The organism is Leeuwenhoekiella sp. H156, assembly GCF_052218455.1.
GTDB lineage: Bacteria > Bacteroidota > Bacteroidia > Flavobacteriales > Flavobacteriaceae > Leeuwenhoekiella > Leeuwenhoekiella parthenopeia.
Window position 1 is genome coordinate 2,164,257 of the sequence record NZ_CP197499.1, and the last position, 16,070, is coordinate 2,180,326.

The 16,070-nt window shown below is 41.8% G+C and carries 15 protein-coding genes and 2 tRNA genes; 5 read left to right on the top strand and 12 right to left on the bottom strand.

Translation table 11 applies throughout. From position 1 onward, the window contains the following. Positions 1-9: 9 nt before the first annotated feature. The 7 genes from ACSSS3_RS09415 to ACSSS3_RS09445 all read right to left on the bottom strand — a co-directional run bounded on the left by ACSSS3_RS09415 (position 10) and on the right by ACSSS3_RS09445 (position 5,110). Positions 10-615, bottom strand: coding sequence for an ExbD/TolR family protein (locus tag ACSSS3_RS09415; protein WP_228228705.1), 606 nt, complete (start codon positions 613-615; stop codon positions 10-12). Positions 616-623: 8 nt separating this feature from the next. Beyond that, the gene (locus ACSSS3_RS09420) at positions 624-1,064 is read right to left on the bottom strand and encodes a hypothetical protein (protein WP_228228706.1); all 441 of its coding nucleotides are present in this window, start codon (positions 1,062-1,064) and stop codon (positions 624-626) included. Between the two features lie 30 nt (positions 1,065-1,094). Further along, positions 1,095-1,895 (bottom strand): MotA/TolQ/ExbB proton channel family protein, encoded by an 801-nt coding sequence (locus tag ACSSS3_RS09425; protein ID WP_228228707.1) that lies wholly within the window; start codon positions 1,893-1,895, stop codon positions 1,095-1,097. A 73-nt stretch (positions 1,896-1,968) separates the two neighbouring features. Continuing rightward, positions 1,969-2,056, bottom strand: a tRNA-Ser gene (locus tag ACSSS3_RS09430). Positions 2,057-2,151: 95 nt separating this feature from the next. Next, on the bottom strand, positions 2,152-3,177 hold the full coding sequence (locus tag ACSSS3_RS09435; protein ID WP_442847354.1) for an asparaginase: 1,026 nt from the start codon (positions 3,175-3,177) through the stop codon (positions 2,152-2,154). Further along, entirely contained in the window at positions 3,161-4,297 is a 1,137-nt protein-coding gene (locus tag ACSSS3_RS09440) for a 1-acyl-sn-glycerol-3-phosphate acyltransferase (RefSeq protein WP_442847355.1), read from the bottom strand. The genes ACSSS3_RS09435 and ACSSS3_RS09440 overlap by 17 nt, the downstream gene beginning before the upstream one ends. Positions 4,298-4,339: 42 nt before the next feature. Then, the gene (locus ACSSS3_RS09445) at positions 4,340-5,110 is read right to left on the bottom strand and encodes a TatD family hydrolase (protein ID WP_442847356.1); all 771 of its coding nucleotides are present in this window, start codon (positions 5,108-5,110) and stop codon (positions 4,340-4,342) included. Positions 5,111-5,217: 107 nt separating this feature from the next. On the opposite strand from ACSSS3_RS09445, the gene ACSSS3_RS09450 reads away from it, so the two are divergent. Beyond that, a complete protein-coding gene (locus ACSSS3_RS09450; protein ID WP_442847357.1) occupies positions 5,218-5,658 on the top strand; it encodes a retropepsin-like aspartic protease family protein in 441 nt (146 codons plus the stop codon). A gap of 455 nt (positions 5,659-6,113) precedes the next feature. Here the strand turns inward: ACSSS3_RS09450 and ACSSS3_RS09455 are convergent, their stop codons facing one another. Beyond that, a complete protein-coding gene (locus ACSSS3_RS09455; RefSeq protein WP_228228712.1) occupies positions 6,114-7,118 on the bottom strand; it encodes an isoaspartyl peptidase/L-asparaginase family protein in 1,005 nt (334 codons plus the stop codon). Between the two features lie 131 nt (positions 7,119-7,249). Between ACSSS3_RS09455 and ACSSS3_RS09460 the strand changes: the two genes are divergently transcribed. The 3 genes from ACSSS3_RS09460 (at position 7,250) to ACSSS3_RS09470 (ending at position 10,409) form a co-directional block, all read left to right on the top strand. Then, entirely contained in the window at positions 7,250-8,467 is a 1,218-nt protein-coding gene (locus ACSSS3_RS09460; protein WP_442847358.1) for a metallophosphoesterase, read from the top strand. A 108-nt stretch (positions 8,468-8,575) separates the two neighbouring features. Continuing rightward, a complete protein-coding gene (locus ACSSS3_RS09465) occupies positions 8,576-10,030 on the top strand; it encodes a hypothetical protein (protein ID WP_442847359.1) in 1,455 nt (484 codons plus the stop codon). A 76-nt stretch (positions 10,031-10,106) separates the two neighbouring features. Continuing rightward, positions 10,107-10,409, top strand: coding sequence for a thioredoxin family protein (locus tag ACSSS3_RS09470; RefSeq protein ID WP_350355191.1), 303 nt, complete (start codon positions 10,107-10,109; stop codon positions 10,407-10,409). On the opposite strand, the gene ACSSS3_RS09475 is transcribed toward ACSSS3_RS09470, so the two are convergent. Continuing rightward, positions 10,402-11,058 (bottom strand): polysaccharide deacetylase family protein, encoded by a 657-nt coding sequence (locus ACSSS3_RS09475; RefSeq protein WP_442847360.1) that lies wholly within the window; start codon positions 11,056-11,058, stop codon positions 10,402-10,404. The genes ACSSS3_RS09470 and ACSSS3_RS09475 overlap by 8 nt on opposite strands. Further along, entirely contained in the window at positions 11,051-14,338 is a 3,288-nt protein-coding gene (locus ACSSS3_RS09480) for a protein O-mannosyl-transferase family (protein WP_442847361.1), read from the bottom strand. The genes ACSSS3_RS09475 and ACSSS3_RS09480 overlap by 8 nt, the downstream gene beginning before the upstream one ends. 237 nt (positions 14,339-14,575) lie before the next feature. On the opposite strand from ACSSS3_RS09480, the gene ACSSS3_RS09485 reads away from it, so the two are divergent. Then, positions 14,576-14,648 (top strand) — tRNA-Gln (locus tag ACSSS3_RS09485). Positions 14,649-14,777: 129 nt separating this feature from the next. Here ACSSS3_RS09485 and ACSSS3_RS09490 read toward each other — a convergent pair. Both ACSSS3_RS09490 and ACSSS3_RS09495 read right to left on the bottom strand, forming a co-directional pair. Further along, a complete protein-coding gene (locus ACSSS3_RS09490) occupies positions 14,778-15,119 on the bottom strand; it encodes a hypothetical protein (RefSeq protein ID WP_442847362.1) in 342 nt (113 codons plus the stop codon). Between the two features lie 84 nt (positions 15,120-15,203). Beyond that, positions 15,204-16,034, bottom strand: coding sequence for a universal stress protein (locus tag ACSSS3_RS09495; RefSeq protein ID WP_442847363.1), 831 nt, complete (start codon positions 16,032-16,034; stop codon positions 15,204-15,206). Between the last annotated feature and the right edge of the window lie 36 nt (positions 16,035-16,070).

Genomic DNA, 16,070 nt, shown 5'->3' on the forward strand with positions numbered 1-16,070 from the left:
TAAAAGTTTTTAGTTTTTCTTAGGCTCAGCTTCAGAAAGTTTCTCCGGATAGAGTTCACGTATTTCCTCAACACGAGGTTTTAAGCGCTCCTTATCACGTTCTGAAGTACGGGGGTCATTGTATCTTTTTTCCATAGAAACAAAAGACTCTCCGTATTTGCTTTGTGCTTCACGATCCCGTAGCTCATTGTAAGCTGCAACGAGTTCATTCTGAACTGCGATATATCTTTTATAGGTAGTACCGCGGTTGTTAACCAGAGAAATAATGGCCTTTTGTGGATTTACAGAAGAGGTCTCAGATTTGGCACCCTGACAATAAGAACAATCTTCAGCTCCATTGTCTAAAAATGCTACTGCTGCAGCTCTTAAATCCTTTAATTGCATTACCTCGTCTTCAACTAACAACTCGTCGTTGCTGTTTACGATTACTGTAAATAGATTACGCTCTTTAATTACAGGTGGAGGAGGTTGATTCTCTTCCTGCTCGGGAGGTAGTTTACGGCTGATACCGCTATCTGTTTCGATTGTTGTGGTTACCAGGAAGAAAATAAGCAGTAAGAACGCAATGTCTGCCATCGATCCTGCATTTACTTCTGGTGCTGCTCTTTTTGCCATAATTTTTCTTATTTAGCTAATTTCTTAACTCCTGAAAATACCATTGAACCAATTGCAACTAAAGCAAGAATATAAAACATATAGATACCTGCTTCAATCCATCGGGATGCACTAGCAGATACTACTTCGCCATCACGCATAGTTACTTCTTCACCTGAAGCCAGAACGTAAGAGATAACAACTATTGCAAGAAATGCACCAACTCCTATCAGAGTACTCTTTAAGGAAGAGCCACTGCTAAATAGGTTTTTAAGAACAAATACCAGTACAAAGACAATAGCTATTGCGATAGTCACGTAAGCAATATAGATAATAGGAGTTACCAGACTGCTCTGTAAATCTGCTGAATCTGTAATCGCTGTATCACCTGCCAATAGAATTCTTACAAGCCAGATAGCTCCAAGAACCGACAGTATTAAAGCGACAATTTTTAATATTTTATGTAACATAATGAGTCTGTGTATTTAAAGTGGGAATTATTACTTCTTGTAACGTACAAGCATATCTATCAAAGTGATAGAAGCATCTTCCATATCATTAACGATGCTGTCAATTTTAGCAATGATATAGTTGTAAAAAATCTGAAGAATAATCGCCACGATAAGACCAAATACGGTAGTCAAAAGTGCTACTTTAATACCTCCCGCAACAAGAGATGGTTGCATATCACCGGCAGCCTCAATCTTATCAAATGCCTGGATCATACCAATTACCGTACCCATGAAACCAAGCATCGGTGCAAGTGCGATAAATAAAGATACCCAAGAAACGTTTTTCTCAAGAAGACCCATTTGAACACCACCGTAAGCAACAACTGCTTTCTCAGCTGCTTCAACGCCTTCGTCTACACGGTCAAGACCTTGATAGTATATAGAAGCTACAGGGCCTCTGGTATTGCGGCAAACTTCTTTTGCAGCCTCGATACCACCACTGTTTAATGCGTCTTCAACATCCTGCGCTAGTTTGGTTGTGTTTGTAGTAGCAAGATTTAAATAAATAATACGCTCAATTGCGATAGCAAGACCTAATATCAAACATAAAAGTACGATACCCATAAAGCCAGGACCACCTTCAATAAAACGCTTTTTTAACTCTTGAGTGAAAGAAACTGATTCTGCTTCATCATCAGCCGGTGCTGCTGCATCATCAGCCGGTTCATCTTGAACTGCTGTAATCACTGCTGCGTTAGCAGTCATTAGAGTTGCAGTATTTGCTTGAGCCGTTAGGTTGCTTAACGCCATTACAGCTGTGATTACTAGAATAGAAAATACTCTTTTCATTGCTTTGATCTTAAAAATTTAGTTAGTAAAGTGATAAAGATATAAAATTAATTATTCAATTATTAAAAATTAGCAGAGAGGAAGGGATTCGAACCCTCGATACGCTTTTGGCGTATACACACTTTCCAGGCGTGCGCCTTCGACCACTCGGCCACCTCTCTTTAGTAGGCCGCAGCCTTTATCTTCAATGGGGAGCCAATTAACAAAAAAAATATCGATTTCCAAAAGGTTTTATACCAACGGCTCATTGTTTCTGTCAACTCATCTCTCCCCTTAGAGAGGTTTCAAATATAGTCTTAAAGACGTTTAATGACAAGTTTTGGCTATTTAGATACATCATTTTGGTTACTGCTGCTTCAATGGTTAAATCCTTTCCCGAAATAACCCCGATTTTTTTAAGCGTCGTACTCGTCTCATAATTACCCATTTGAACACTTCCCCAGGTACACTGTGTAATGTTAACCACAGGTATCCCTTTTTGAATATTTTTTTGAATTAATTTTAAGAACCATTCTTCTGTAGAGCAGTTTCCAGAGCCAAAGGTGAGCAAAATCACTCCGCTAAACTTTAACTTTTCAAAGGTGTCTGTTAACAGTTCTTTTTGAATTCCGGGATAGAGGTGCAGGACCAGAATGTCGGTTTTCAGGTCTTCATGAACAACAAGTTTTTTTCGTTTGTAAGGCAAAAGCTTATCATCTTCGATAGTTAAATGCACACCTGATGTTGCCAGTGGTGGGTAGTTGGGCGATTTGAAAGCTTCAAAATGCTCAGCGCTTATCTTTGAACTGCGGTTGCCCCGATAGAGCTTATATTCAAAATACAGGCATACTTCACTTATATAAGGACGGTTTCTTTTTTTGAGTCCGGCGATCTGGATCGCGGTAATGAGATTTTCTTTAGCGTCGGTACGCAAATCACCAATGGGTAGTTGTGAACCGGTAAAAATAACGGGTTTGCTTAAGTTTTCGAGCATAAAGCTCAATGCAGAGGCGGTATAGCTCATAGTGTCACTTCCGTGTAAAATAACGAAACCATCATACGAATCGTAATGGTCTTTTATGATCTGGCACAATTGAACCCATAAAGCCGGGTTCATGTTTGAACTGTCGATGGGCTTGTTAAATCCGGTTGTGCTGATTTCGCAATCGAGCAGGCGTAACTCAGGAATTTTTTCGAGCAAATCTTTAAAGTCAAATGCCTTCAAGGCACCGGTCTCAAAATCTTTAATCATCCCGATGGTACCCCCGGTGTAAATAAGAAGAATTTTAGTTTGCTGGCTCAAGACTCTTTAACTTGTTGATTACTGGATTTGCATACATAAGTAAGAAGCTTTCCATCGCTATGGTGCTATCGGGATTTACCCTGCGCTCTATACGGCGTTCAAAATTGCGTTTATCACGGTCGGTATAAGCGTGTGCAAAGTCTGTAGTTTTGTGATAAAGGTCATAGGCTACAAAATTGGAAGGCCATAGCTTGTAAATACGATAAATCTCGTGATCTATTTTTTTGGCAAGCTCCTGGAGTTTATCATTGTCAGATAGGTCGCTGGCTTCTAATTTGTCGAATATTGAAGAATCTAATTTACCTGCTGCTATATGTATTCTCTTTTTGTTGCCCAAAGCGCCGCGCATGATGCTGTTAAAGTCCTCGTTATTGGTTTTTACGTAGGCTATGTCCTCGCTTTTTGCGATAAGTTCGGGCACTTTTAATATGTCTGTAGGGTCAAATTCATAGGAAATAGCGACCGGACGAATATTCAAATTTTTTAAATAAGTCATCACCGGTACATCTCCACGCGCCATTGCTGCCATTTTAAGAACACCTTGCTGCGTTTTATCGCTGCCGTCTTTGGTGCGGCCTTCCCGTTGAGCCATCCAGATCGACTGATTTTGTTCAAGCAAATAGGCTAAGTATTCAGAAAGTTTCTTGGAGCTTACCAGCATTTCCCGTGGACTCAGGCTGCGTTGCACCATAAAACTTCGGTTGAGCCGGGCAAGTGCCAGTAAAAATGACTTTTTAACCAGGTTATCTCCTATAGCTGATGCAGTCATCACTAAGTCGTGGTCGTAAAGTGCCACGTTTATAAACGATGTGTCTAAAATGATGTCTCTGTGATTGGACAGAAAAAAGTAGGCCTTATTGCGTTCCAGGTCATCAAAGCCGGAAGTGGAAAAACCATCGGTGCTTTTTTCCATTACCCGCTGTATCGATTGATAGATGATGCGGGTTTGAAAATCGTAAATAGAATGACAACTATTCAGGATACTTTTGATCTCCTGTTCCGTTTTTTCAGGAAATGTGAACTGAAGTAAGGCCAGAAACATCGGGTGCTTCTGAAATTCCTGCAAAGTCTCGTGGACTTCAGAATCATAATACGGTCTTATGGAGTCAAATTGTGACACGTGCTCTTTTGTTTTAGGGTAAATAACGAACTATTTTAGGGATCAGTCAAGTCTAAACAGTTTTTTAGCATTATGCGTTGTTTGTTCTGCGATTTGCTCAACGGGTAAATCATAAATGGCAGCTAATTTTTGTGCAACCTCAATGAGATAGCTGCTTTCATTGCGTTTACCGCGGTAGGGAGTGGGAGCAAGATAGGGAGCATCGGTCTCCAGAACGATATGCTCCAGATCAATCTCATTTATAAACTGGTCGATTTTTCCGTTTTTAAATGTGACCACGCCTCCTATGCCCAACAGCAAATTAAGATCTATAGCTTTTTGGGCATGTTCCCGGTTTCCGGTAAAGCAGTGAAAAATTCCGCGAAGCGCATCACTCTTTTCTGCTTCCAGTACTTCAAAAACCTCGTCAAATGCGTCCCGGCAATGTATGGCAATGGGCAGGTCGTATTGTTTAGCCAATTGGATCTGTTCGGCAAAAATCTCTTTTTGCAGGGCTTCGGTAGAGCGATCCCAGTATAAATCAATGCCAATTTCACCAACTGCGCAATAGGATTTTGAATTGAGTTCTTCTTTTACATGTTTCATTTCAGCCTGAATGGTTTCGGCATCAACATGTGTAGGATGAAGACCGGTCATAAGGTGCATGGATTCCGGGTATTGCGCCTTGAGGTCCCACATGGCTTTTGTGTAAGTAGAATCTATGGCCGGAAGCACAAATTTTTTAATTGAGGCTTCAAGCGCACGTTCTATGACTTCATCGCGATCGTCTTTAAAAGACTCACTGTATAAATGGGTATGGGTGTCTATAAACATAAGTTGGCAAATTTAAAATTTCGGGTAAGCCTAAGCACAAAACTTTAGTGAATATTTAAAACCTTCCTGTTTTATTTAGTCTAAGTTTGAAAAAATCTATATTGAAAATGGGTTCATTGCGCCGACATCTTACCAAAAAAGATTACATAAGAGTTCCCTTAAAAACTGTAGGTACCGGACATCTTAAATTTGATGCACGAATCAATGGAGTCGCAGGCGAGTTTATTTTAGACACAGGTGCGTCTAATACATGTATAGGTTTTGAAGATCTGGAACGTTTTAAGCTGTTTGCGGAAGATAGTGATATTAAGGCTGCCGGTGCCGGTGCTATAGATATGCTGACTCAATTATCGCAGAATAATCATATCGAAATTGGAGAATGGTCTACCAAAAAGGCCTCTATTGTTCTGTTTGATTTATCTCATGTTAATACGGCATTGACCAATCATAAGGCCCAGCCCGTAAGTGGAATTATTGGCGCAGATATATTAAAACAGGGAAAGGCTGTTATAGACTATCAGTACGAATGTTTGTATCTGAAAAAATAATACCCTCAGAATAGTATTGCATCTTTACAATACTGCAGAATCCCGTCGGTCTGTTATGTAGAATCTTTAGCGGGGGTTTTTCAGGTGATTGTAATTGCTTCTAAAGTAGAATTCTTCAATTTCTAATTCTTCTTCAAGTTCATTGTATTTAGCGCTATAAAGAAATCTGGTTCTTCGGTTTAAGATAGAAACCCCTCGCTTCGGGTTTTGATATTCAGTAAAAGGATCAAAAATGGGTTTAACCCTCGCTTGCCACCCCTTTATGATTTGGGTAACGGCATATAAACAAAGAAAGCCAGCTCTGAGAGCTGGCTTTCACCCCAAATCATAATTGATTATTACAAGTCAATTACAACAATTTTAAATATTTTCCGCTTTTCAGCACGGTGCAAACATAGTATAATTAGTTAGCACTTTAAAAAGAGTTAGTTCAAATACAGTTAAAATCGAGGAAATTAATTTTTCTGTAAATAGCTTCCCGCAACTATCGGATTATTAGCACCTTTTTCGTACTTCATCATCTTAAAGCCGGGGTGTATGCAATAGCAACCGGTTTCTCCTTCCTTGTTAATGGCAATATAGGCCACCTGAAAATTCACGTGATTGGGATTTGTAGTCACAATACGTCGCACGGCCTCTTCGCAGGCTTCCTGAGGACTCATCCCGTTTCGCATCAATTCAACAATTAAAAAACTGCCTACGGTCTTGATAACTTCTTCGCCCATTCCGGTTGCGACTGCACCGCCTATCGCATTGTCTATAAAGAGTCCGCTTCCTATAATGGGGCTGTCGCCCACACGTCCTTTCATCTTATACGCGAGTCCCGATGTGGTGCAGGCGCCAGATATATTCCCTTTCGCGTCAAGAGCCAGCATCCCAATGGTATCGTGATTCTCAATATTGATGATGGGCTGGTATTTTGACTCTTTAAGCCATTCCTTCCAGGCTTTTTCAGAGGCTTCCGTCAATAAATTTTCAGCTTCAAATCCACTATTTAGCGCAAACTCTTTAGCGCCTTCTCCTGCAAGTATCACGTGCGGAGTGTCTTCCATGACCTTGCGGGCCAGTGCCGCCACGTGTGTAATGTCTTCTACGCACATCACGGCCCCGCAGTTGCCGGTGTGATCCATTACACAGGCGTCTAGGGTGACATTGCCTTCACGATCTGGAGAGCCGCCTTTTCCAACCGTTGTATTTTTAATATTTTCTTCTTCAACCGCTACACCCTGTATTACTGCATCAAGGGCATTGTAACCTTCGTCCAGCAATTTTCCGGCAGTAGCATTGGCCTGGGTAAACTCCCAGGTGCAAATAGCTACAGGTCCCGAAGCTTTTGATTTTTTAGTTCTTGATTTTGATGAGGAAGACAGGTTTAAATTAGGTTTAGCCAGTCCCGAAAGCCCAAAACCCAGGGCCAGCGTATTTAATGCTCCTGAGGTCAAAAAGTTGCGTCTTTTCATAGTGAATGCTGTAAGAGGGTGTAATTTACTAAGCCTGCTATTAATTTCAGCGGAATGAGCATAAAAAATTAGGTTTTATTTAGGGAATCTCCGGGTTTACTTCAGTAATATTAGGGCCCTAAACAACTCCTATGCGTTGGTTCATTTTTATTTTGATCTACATTTTAGTAGATGTCTATGCGTTTCAGGCGTTTAGAACTTTTTCTAAAAGCGCCGTTCTTTCCGTCATTTATGTTTTTATATCGTTAGCCTTTCTAGCTGCGTTTATCTATACACTTTCCACACTCGACCGCTCGAGGGGTATCGAAGTGCGTGAGATGTATATGCTGGGTTGGTTTCTGGCTTTTTTTGTGCCGAAATTGATACTGGTGCTGCTCATGTTTGGTGAAGATATCCTGCGATTGCTTGTTGCATCTTACAACCGCTTTTTTACAGAGCAGACCTCTTTTGAATTGCCATCCAGGCGAAAATTTATAAGCGCACTCGCTTTGGGTGTTGCGGCCATTCCGTTCGCGTCTTTAATATATGGGATGTACCGGGGCAAGTACCGCTATCGAGTATTGAGTTACAGCTTAGAATTTGAAGACCTGCCGGAATCTTTTGAAGGATACCGTATTACTCAGATAAGTGATATTCACAGCGGAAGCTTTGACGATGCCGAAAAAATCACGTATGGTATTGATCTTATTAATGAGCAGAAAAGTGATGTCATTCTTTTTACAGGTGATTTGGTCAATAATTTTGCTCACGAGATGAAAGACTGGACGGGTCTTTTTTCAAAACTGAAAGCAAAGGATGGGGTCTATTCGGTTTTGGGCAATCATGATTATGGCGATTATGCAGACTGGGAATCTCAGGCTGCCAAGACCGAAAACCTGAATACCCTTAAAAAGTTGCAGCGGGATATGGGTTGGAGGCTGCTGCTCAATGAACACGTTTTTTTAGAGCGGGGGAACTCACGTATTGCTCTTGTTGGTGTTGAAAACTGGGGTGCAGGGTTTAAGCAGGCCGGCGATATTGACAAAGCTTCAAACGGCTTAATGCCTCAAGATTTTAAAGTGGTAATGAGTCATGATCCTACCTATTGGTCAGAGCGACTTAAAAATGATCCTAATAATTACCAGTTAACCCTAAGCGGACATACCCACGGGATGCAGTTTGGTATTGAGATTCCGGGCTTTATTCGATGGAGTCCGGTACAGTACCGTTATGATAATTGGGCCGGAATCTATAAAGAAGCAGGAAAGGTTCTTAATGTAAATCGTGGTTTCGGATATTTAGGCTACCCCGGACGCGTGGGTATTTGGCCCGAGGTGACTGTTATAGAGCTGCGCAGACGATTAAAATAGGTAAGCTATTTCTTACTTGTAATAAATCCAAATCGTGTTAAAGTTCTACGAAAGAACCATTTATATCTTCTAAATGCATATTTTGGTTAGGTTCTAAACCTGACCCCTATGAAGATTTTTAGAGTATTTTTCGTCTTAAATATTTTATTATTTAACTGCTTTACACAGGCTCAGGTTGGTATTGGAACCACTGCTCCTGATCCCTCAGCATTGCTCGATATGCAATCTGAAACTCAGGGAATCCTAACGCCGAGATTAACCACCGCTCAACGTCTTGCAATAGCAGCTCCTGCTACCGGTTTATTGGTTTATGATACCGATGAGTCTTCTTTTTACTACTACTTGGGTTCTGCATGGTCTCAACTTAAGGGGGCAATGGCTCGGGATAATTATATTCTGGTAAAAAGTGTAACTGATTTGCCCGCCGCATCCGGGGGTGTCATAACGCTTGATGAAAACACTTATTATGAGATTAATGGTGTGATAAATCTGTCGGCATCAATAAATTTAAACGGTGCGTACATTTCGGGACTCGATGCTACTGAAGATGTATTAAGCTTTCCCGGAGGAACTATTTTTACGGGTAGTTCAGGGGGTAGTATCCGTAATGTTACGCTTACCGGTGCCAAAGCATTTGATATTACCGGCACCGGTGTAGAATCTATTTTACTTCAAAATACGGTAATTGCCGGAATGACCACCGGCGTGGGATCTATCTCAAATATAGGATTGTTCTTTGGAAATGTTGTGCAGTTTATTTCTAACAGCAATGGAATAACTTACGCTAATATTGGGAACCTTTTGCTTAATAATCAGGCATGGTTTAGTTCAAATGCGGGCACATTTGAGAAACTAACCGGAACATTTGGCCTGGTTCAAAAGGTAAGTGGTTTTAGCACCGTTGCCGGTTCGGCCATAGCTTTTGATGTAAGTGCAAATCCTTCCGTGAGCAACGGCGTTATTTTGAGTACTGTTTTTTCGGGAACTTCTTCAAATCCTTATGTCAGTAAGTATACAACGGGATCCTATACCGGATATAACTTTACCAATGCGTGGACTATAAATTGTCCCGGTATTCCTGTGGAGTCAGACAATGTTGCAACCGGAAACGTATACTATAACGGGACTATTACGACAGGTTTTCTCCAGACGGTAAATAATCAAAACGCCTTCAATCTTCAGGGAAATTCCAATTCAAATTCAACAACTGCGGTGAATTTGTTCCGAATGTCTTCGCCGCAAAATAACCGGCTTACCTACATGGGGAAGAGAACGCGTACTTTTCAGGTAAATGCTTCACTTTCTGTTCGGGGCAATGATAACGTGGGAAGCTTCTACGCTTTTTTCATCAGAAAAAACGGCACTACGACACTTACTGAAACCAATACCATTATGAGAGTAAATACAACTGCAGACGTGGTGAGTAATTCTATCTCGGGTACGGTTGAGCTTGCACCAAATGATTTTATAGAGATATGGGGGCAAAGACTGGTTACCAATACAGGCGGAGTTAATAGCGCTACAAATATTGTTGTGTTTTCGCTGAATGTAAATATCAAATAAGCGCCCCGCGTAATTAATATTTTCTTAAATCAATGGCAATTTGGCTTTTAACCTTATATTTAGGGCACTAAAGAGCGTGACTATGTCAAAATTTGGAGCACTCATTGACCTTGATATTCCGGTTCTTCTTGATTTTTATACGGAATGGAATGAAGAATCGAATACTATGCACGCGGTAATGCGTGATGTAGCTGCAGCATTGGGAGATAAGGCTAAGGTTATCAAAATTGATATTGACAAAAATCCGGAGCTGGCCGAAGCTTTACGTATTAAAGGACTTCCTACGCTTGTGATTTACAAAAAAGGCGAGATGAAGTGGCGCCAAAGCGGAGAGCAGGATGCCAACTCCCTGATTGCTATCGTGCAAAAATTCATTTAAGCGGGGCAAACGTATACCCCAGGCTGCTAAAATGCTCCAAAACCCGGGTTAGTGCAGCTTTCATATTTTTTTCTGCTTTTAAACTGTCGTGAAACACCAGGATGCTTCCGGGCTCTGCATTATTTATAATATTTAGGGCACATTGTTCAGGCGAAATTGTTGCGTCCCAATCATAGGCAATGGCATCATACATAATGATTTGATGCCCTAATTTCTTCAGCCTTTTGGCCTGCCCGCGTTTGATCTTGCCATAAGGCGGCCGAAATAGCTTGTTGTGAATACCGGCTTGCTCCAGCAGGGCTTCGGTCTTCGCGGTGTTTTGAAGATAAACATCCTCTTTAGTACTCCAGCCTTTTAAATGATTAAAAGTGTGGTTGCCTATACTGTTTCCGCTTTTAAGCAGTTGTTCAAAGATTTCCGGATGTTTTGTAATGTTTTCGCCAATGCAAAAAAACGTTGCCTTTGCATTATAACTTTTAAGGGTTTCAAGTACCCAGGGTGTCACCTCCGGGATGGGGCCGTCGTCAAAAGTGAGGTACAGCCTTTTAGTTTCCGGGTTGTCTTTTTGATCCCAGACATAACCCGGGTAAAGACGCTTAAGCCACTTAGGCGTCTTTACGGGTAAGTCTATTTTAAAAAGTTTACTCAAGCGTATCTGTTTCTGCCGGAATTGCTAAAGACGTATCTCGTGTAGGTTCTACAGAAGGAGCAGTCTCCGGTTCGGTCTCATCTTCCCCGTAAAACTGGCTAAACTTACGCAGATACGTATTGAATTCGTGTGCCTTCTCCGGTAAAATCTCCTGATCCTGATTGATGATCAGCAGATCGACCAGACTGCGGTAGCGCTCGATATCGGTAATGATATCCTGTGCATACTGATACTGTCTGTTAAGATCGAGCGTGCTCCAGTAATCGAGTTTTTCCTGATATTTTTTGGCTACCTGATTCCACAATTCACGGGCGCGTTCCTGTTCGCCAACCTCGTAGTAACCGTTTACATAAGGTTCGAGTAAGGTGTAGTACTCAAAAATATCTACCGGCATTTTTTCCATAGCCAGATCGAGCACATTTTTGGCTTTGTCGAGTTGCCCCTCAGCTATCAGTTTTTCGATAAGGCGGGCGAGATTACCGCGATAGGTAATTCCGTTTCTGCGGGTTTCGGTGTCGTGGTAAATATCGGGATCACCGCTATTGCCCCAATACCAGTTCATCGCGATATCATAGAATTTTTCGGTATCAATACGTCCCATATCATAAGGCGCCTGCGGATCTATTGGTGTTTGAATCGGCACAAGCTTGTAGCAAACGCCATCCAGCTGCAGGTAATCTTTCATCCAGAGGTAATCGTCATCACCAAAGCTTCCGCCCGTAAAATAAATAGGGCGCTCCCAGTTGTTGTTTGCAATCACATCAAGCATCAGCAGGCGATTTTTGTAAAGCCAGGTATCTTTTATTTCAATAACGATATCTGAAACAATAAGATCTGCATCTTTTTGCGGTACGATGCCCTTAGCGATAACGGTGTTTTTGTCTACGGGTATCCTTACAAATTTAGTAGGGAAGGTGTGGACCATGGTTCCGCTTTGCAACTCGCTCATAGTTCTTGGGTCGTCGCTGGCAATCCAGTTCATCCAGGTCTTGATGTCGAGGGTGTCATTGGGTCTCAATTCATTATAAATGACTGCATCCCGGTTACCCGCGACATACTTGTCGTGAGTAAGTTGTGATGGGATGGGGTCGCTTTCGTACGCCTTGCGCTTCATATCATCGATATACCAGGCCGTCTGGAAGAGGCTGGTGTTTACAATGCGCACATCGCGGCGATAGCCTTCAATTTCCTGTACATACCATAGCGCGAAGGTGTCATTATCCCCAATGGTAAATAAAATAGCATTTTCATCACAACTGTCCAGGTACATCTTGGCCATTGCTAGTGCAGTTTTACGCCCGGAGCGGTCATGGTCGTCCCAGTTCTGAGCAGCCAGTATGACGGGGGCTGCCAGCAGGCAGAATACGGTAACTATGGGTAGCACTACTTTAGAACTCAGCTTTTCTTTAAGCAAATCATAAAGCGCATAAACACCAAAGCCAATCCACATCGCAAACACGTAGAATGATCCTACCAGTGCATAGTCCCGCTCGCGCGGTTCAAAGGCACGCTCGTTAAGGTAAATCTTTAAGGCGATCCCTGTAAAAAGGAAAAGAACCAGAAGTACCCAGAAGCTTTTTTTGTCTTTACTGGCCTGAAATACCAGGCCTAAGAGACCTAAAATAAGAGGTAGGAAGAAATAAGTATTTCGGGCTTTGTTGTCCAGAGCATCAGTAGGTAAACTGTCCTGAGGCCCGAGGCGGGCTTCATCAACAAAAGGGATTCCACTGAGCCAGTTGCCGTGTATGTCATCGTATTTCCCCTGAATATCGTCCTGACGCCCGGTGAAATTCCACATAAAATAGCGCCAGTACATATAGCCAAACTGAAAGTCAAACATATAGGCCAGGTTGTCCCCAAATGATGGCGGTTCTACATCAACATACTGTCGAATACGCATCAGGAAAGACTGAAACCCTTCGTTATCAATACGCCCCTGCGCATAATCTGATTTAAACTGGGCAACGGCCTGCTGCAACTCCTGATTGTCTGCATATTCCGGTTTTACCTGAAAATCAAGCGGACCGGTAAATTGCATATAATTTGCAATATGATCGGTACTCCACATACGGGGTAAAAATACCTTATGACGGTCTTCAGAATTCTGAACGGCGTTTTTCCATTCGTTTACGATAATGTACTTGCCGCTTTCTTCATCCTTTTCATAATTGGGCTTGCCGTCTACATAAGGATTCTGTGCATCGAGTCCGCCAAAAATCTCGGTAAACTGTGGGCCATAGAATAAGTGGGTTTCGGGGTATTGCTCGCGGTTGTAATAGGCGAGAAGCTCCCGGGCGTTATTCGGGTTGTTTTCGTTGATGGTAGTTCCCGCGTTAGCGCGTATGGGAAGCATCAGCCAGCTCGAAAATCCTATAAAAATAAACAGGATCGAAAGGATTAGGGTGTTAAGCTGGTAATACGATTTTTTACGGGTGTATTTAAGCAGAAAATAAAAAATGGCAATAAATACAAGGCCGGCGATAATGGTCCCGCTGTTAAACGGAAGTCCGATTGTGTTTACAAAAAATACTTCGGCATAGCCGAAAAAGCTCAGCGTGTAGGGTAGTAGAAATTTGAATATAAACATCAGGATGGCTACCACAATCACATTGGCCAGAATAAAATTCTTAACCGTGATTTTCTTATAGTTTTTAAAGAAATATAAAAATCCGATTGCCGGAATGGTGAGCAAAGCCATAAAATGAACCCCAAAAGAGAGGCCAATGATAAAGCAGATAAGCATCAGCCAGCGGTTGCCACGGGGTTTAAACATATCCCGTTCCCAAAGCAGTGCTATATAAAATAAAGCCGAAAGCATAAACATCGCCATCGCATATACTTCAGCCTCTACGGCATTGAACCAGAAACTGTCTGTAAATGCAAATGCTAACGAGCCTGTAAAAGAGGCTGTAATAACAGCCATTTGATCTGTGGCGGTTAAAGTCTCTTTATTGCGCTTGAGTAATTTGCGGACTAATAAAGAGATTGACCAGAACATGAAGAGTATGGTAAATGCCGAAGCCAGGCACGACATAAAGTTGACACACAGGGCAATATAGGTGGTGTCGGGAGCGAATACAGAGAAAAAAGCACCCAGCATCTGGTATAGCGGCGCTCCGGGAGGGTGGCCTATTTCTAGCTTGGATGAAGTGGATATGTATTCCCCGGCATCCCAGAAACTGGCAGTAGGTTCAACCGTGAGTGCATAACAAATAAGGGCTATTGCAAAGGCAAGCCAGCCAAAAATTTTATTGTACTTCGGGAAATTGAAGTGTGTCATAAGGCAAATTTAACGAGCAGCGAATTTATGAATTAATACGCTAATGGTTTTCCTTTTATTTGAGCAATACGTTTTTAGAGTCTCCTTTAGTGGTAAGGCAGTAATGAGCTAACGCGGTAAATGCCCGAAAATTTCAGCAAACCTAATTTTTCTGAAAAAATTGTTTGGTGAACTCAAAGTTTGTTTTAAATTTGCAGCCGCATTCGCAAGTCAGGCGATTGTAAGAATACAGGTCAATGGCCTATGGTGTAACTGGCAACACGTCTGGTTTTGGTCCAGAAGAGTCTAGGTTCGAGCCCTAGTAGGCCAACAAAAAAAAATCCGAACAGAACTGTTCGGATTTTTTTATGGGATCAAATGATCTCGATGTGTTTTAAATCGAGCCCTTCCTTAATGGAGTACAAAAACGTACCTCTCGAAAATTTTAAATCATTCGCGGCTATTCGGCTGAAGAAGTCCTGTTCAATACAAAATACTGCATCATACCGGTGTAAAATGCTCTTCCCTTAGTGTCGTTTTTAATACAGCTTTGCAGAAATTGCGGCATTTGAGCTTGCGGGATTTTAAAAATAAAGGAAGCCGTTTTTTTGATAGACAGCATAGGCCAAATCTTTATTTTATAACCGGCATCTATTTTTTTAATAGTAACGCGGGAAGCTTTAAAAAACTTTTTCAATATAGCCCGTTGAATAGAGCTTCCGGCTTCAGATTCACTGAGCACTGCATCGTGTTTGAGCAGTTCGTAAAGAGGTTCTAAAGTAGTTTGATCTTCTTTGTTCATAGCTTTCGGTATTGAGTTTGAAAACTATTTAAAATTTCAAATCATTTCTGATAATAATATGTTATTTAGATATTTATTAACGAATTAGATTTTGAAGGTAAGTACCGGCCTTTTGGCGTGATTGACCAGGTCTTCACTTAATGATCCGTTTAAAAAATGGGCCAGTCCCTTACGCCCATGAGTGCCAATCCCAATGAGATCTGCTTTTTCTTGCTTGGCATAGTTAAGAATGCCTCGTTCCACGTTTAAGTCGTTGTAGATTTCCAGATTATCAAGAGGCAGGTTGAGCTCAGACTTAAGATGGGTGTGCCGTTTTTGCAATTCTTCGGTAGTCTTAAAATGTTCGGGAGTATTGATAAAAACAAATTTTAAACGGGCATCAAAAAATCTGGAAAAAGCAACTGCCTGAAGCATGGCCTGCTTCGTGTCGTTTTCCAGATCTGTGGCAAAAACAAAGCGTTCGACCTGAAAGTTTAGATGTTGTTTTTTGATCACAAAAACCGGCACTTCCACATTGCGCACAATTTTTTCGGTATTAGAACCAATGAAGAGTTCTTCGAGACCACTCGAACCATGCGAGCCCATCACGACAATATCTATCTGGTGTTCCCTGATGTATTCTTCAATACCTTCCTGGACGCTGTTAAACTTTACGCTTTCGCTGAGTGGAAGGCCTTCGCTAAGTGCGCCGCAGGCTGCTCTAAACTGCGTGAAATTTTGCTGGGCCAGTTTGAGAAAATAGAGTGCTTCCGGCAAATCGGGATTCTTGCGGCTGTCAAAAATAGAATAGGGCAATTCGACTAAATGGATGAGGTGTATGGCAGCCATATGGCGTTTTGCGATCTGGCAGGCTACTTCAAAAGCATATTTTGCCTGATCTGAAAAGTCGGTAGGTACGAGGATTTTTGTGATCATAACAGACTGGTTTAAAATGGCATAGTGAAGTTGCGT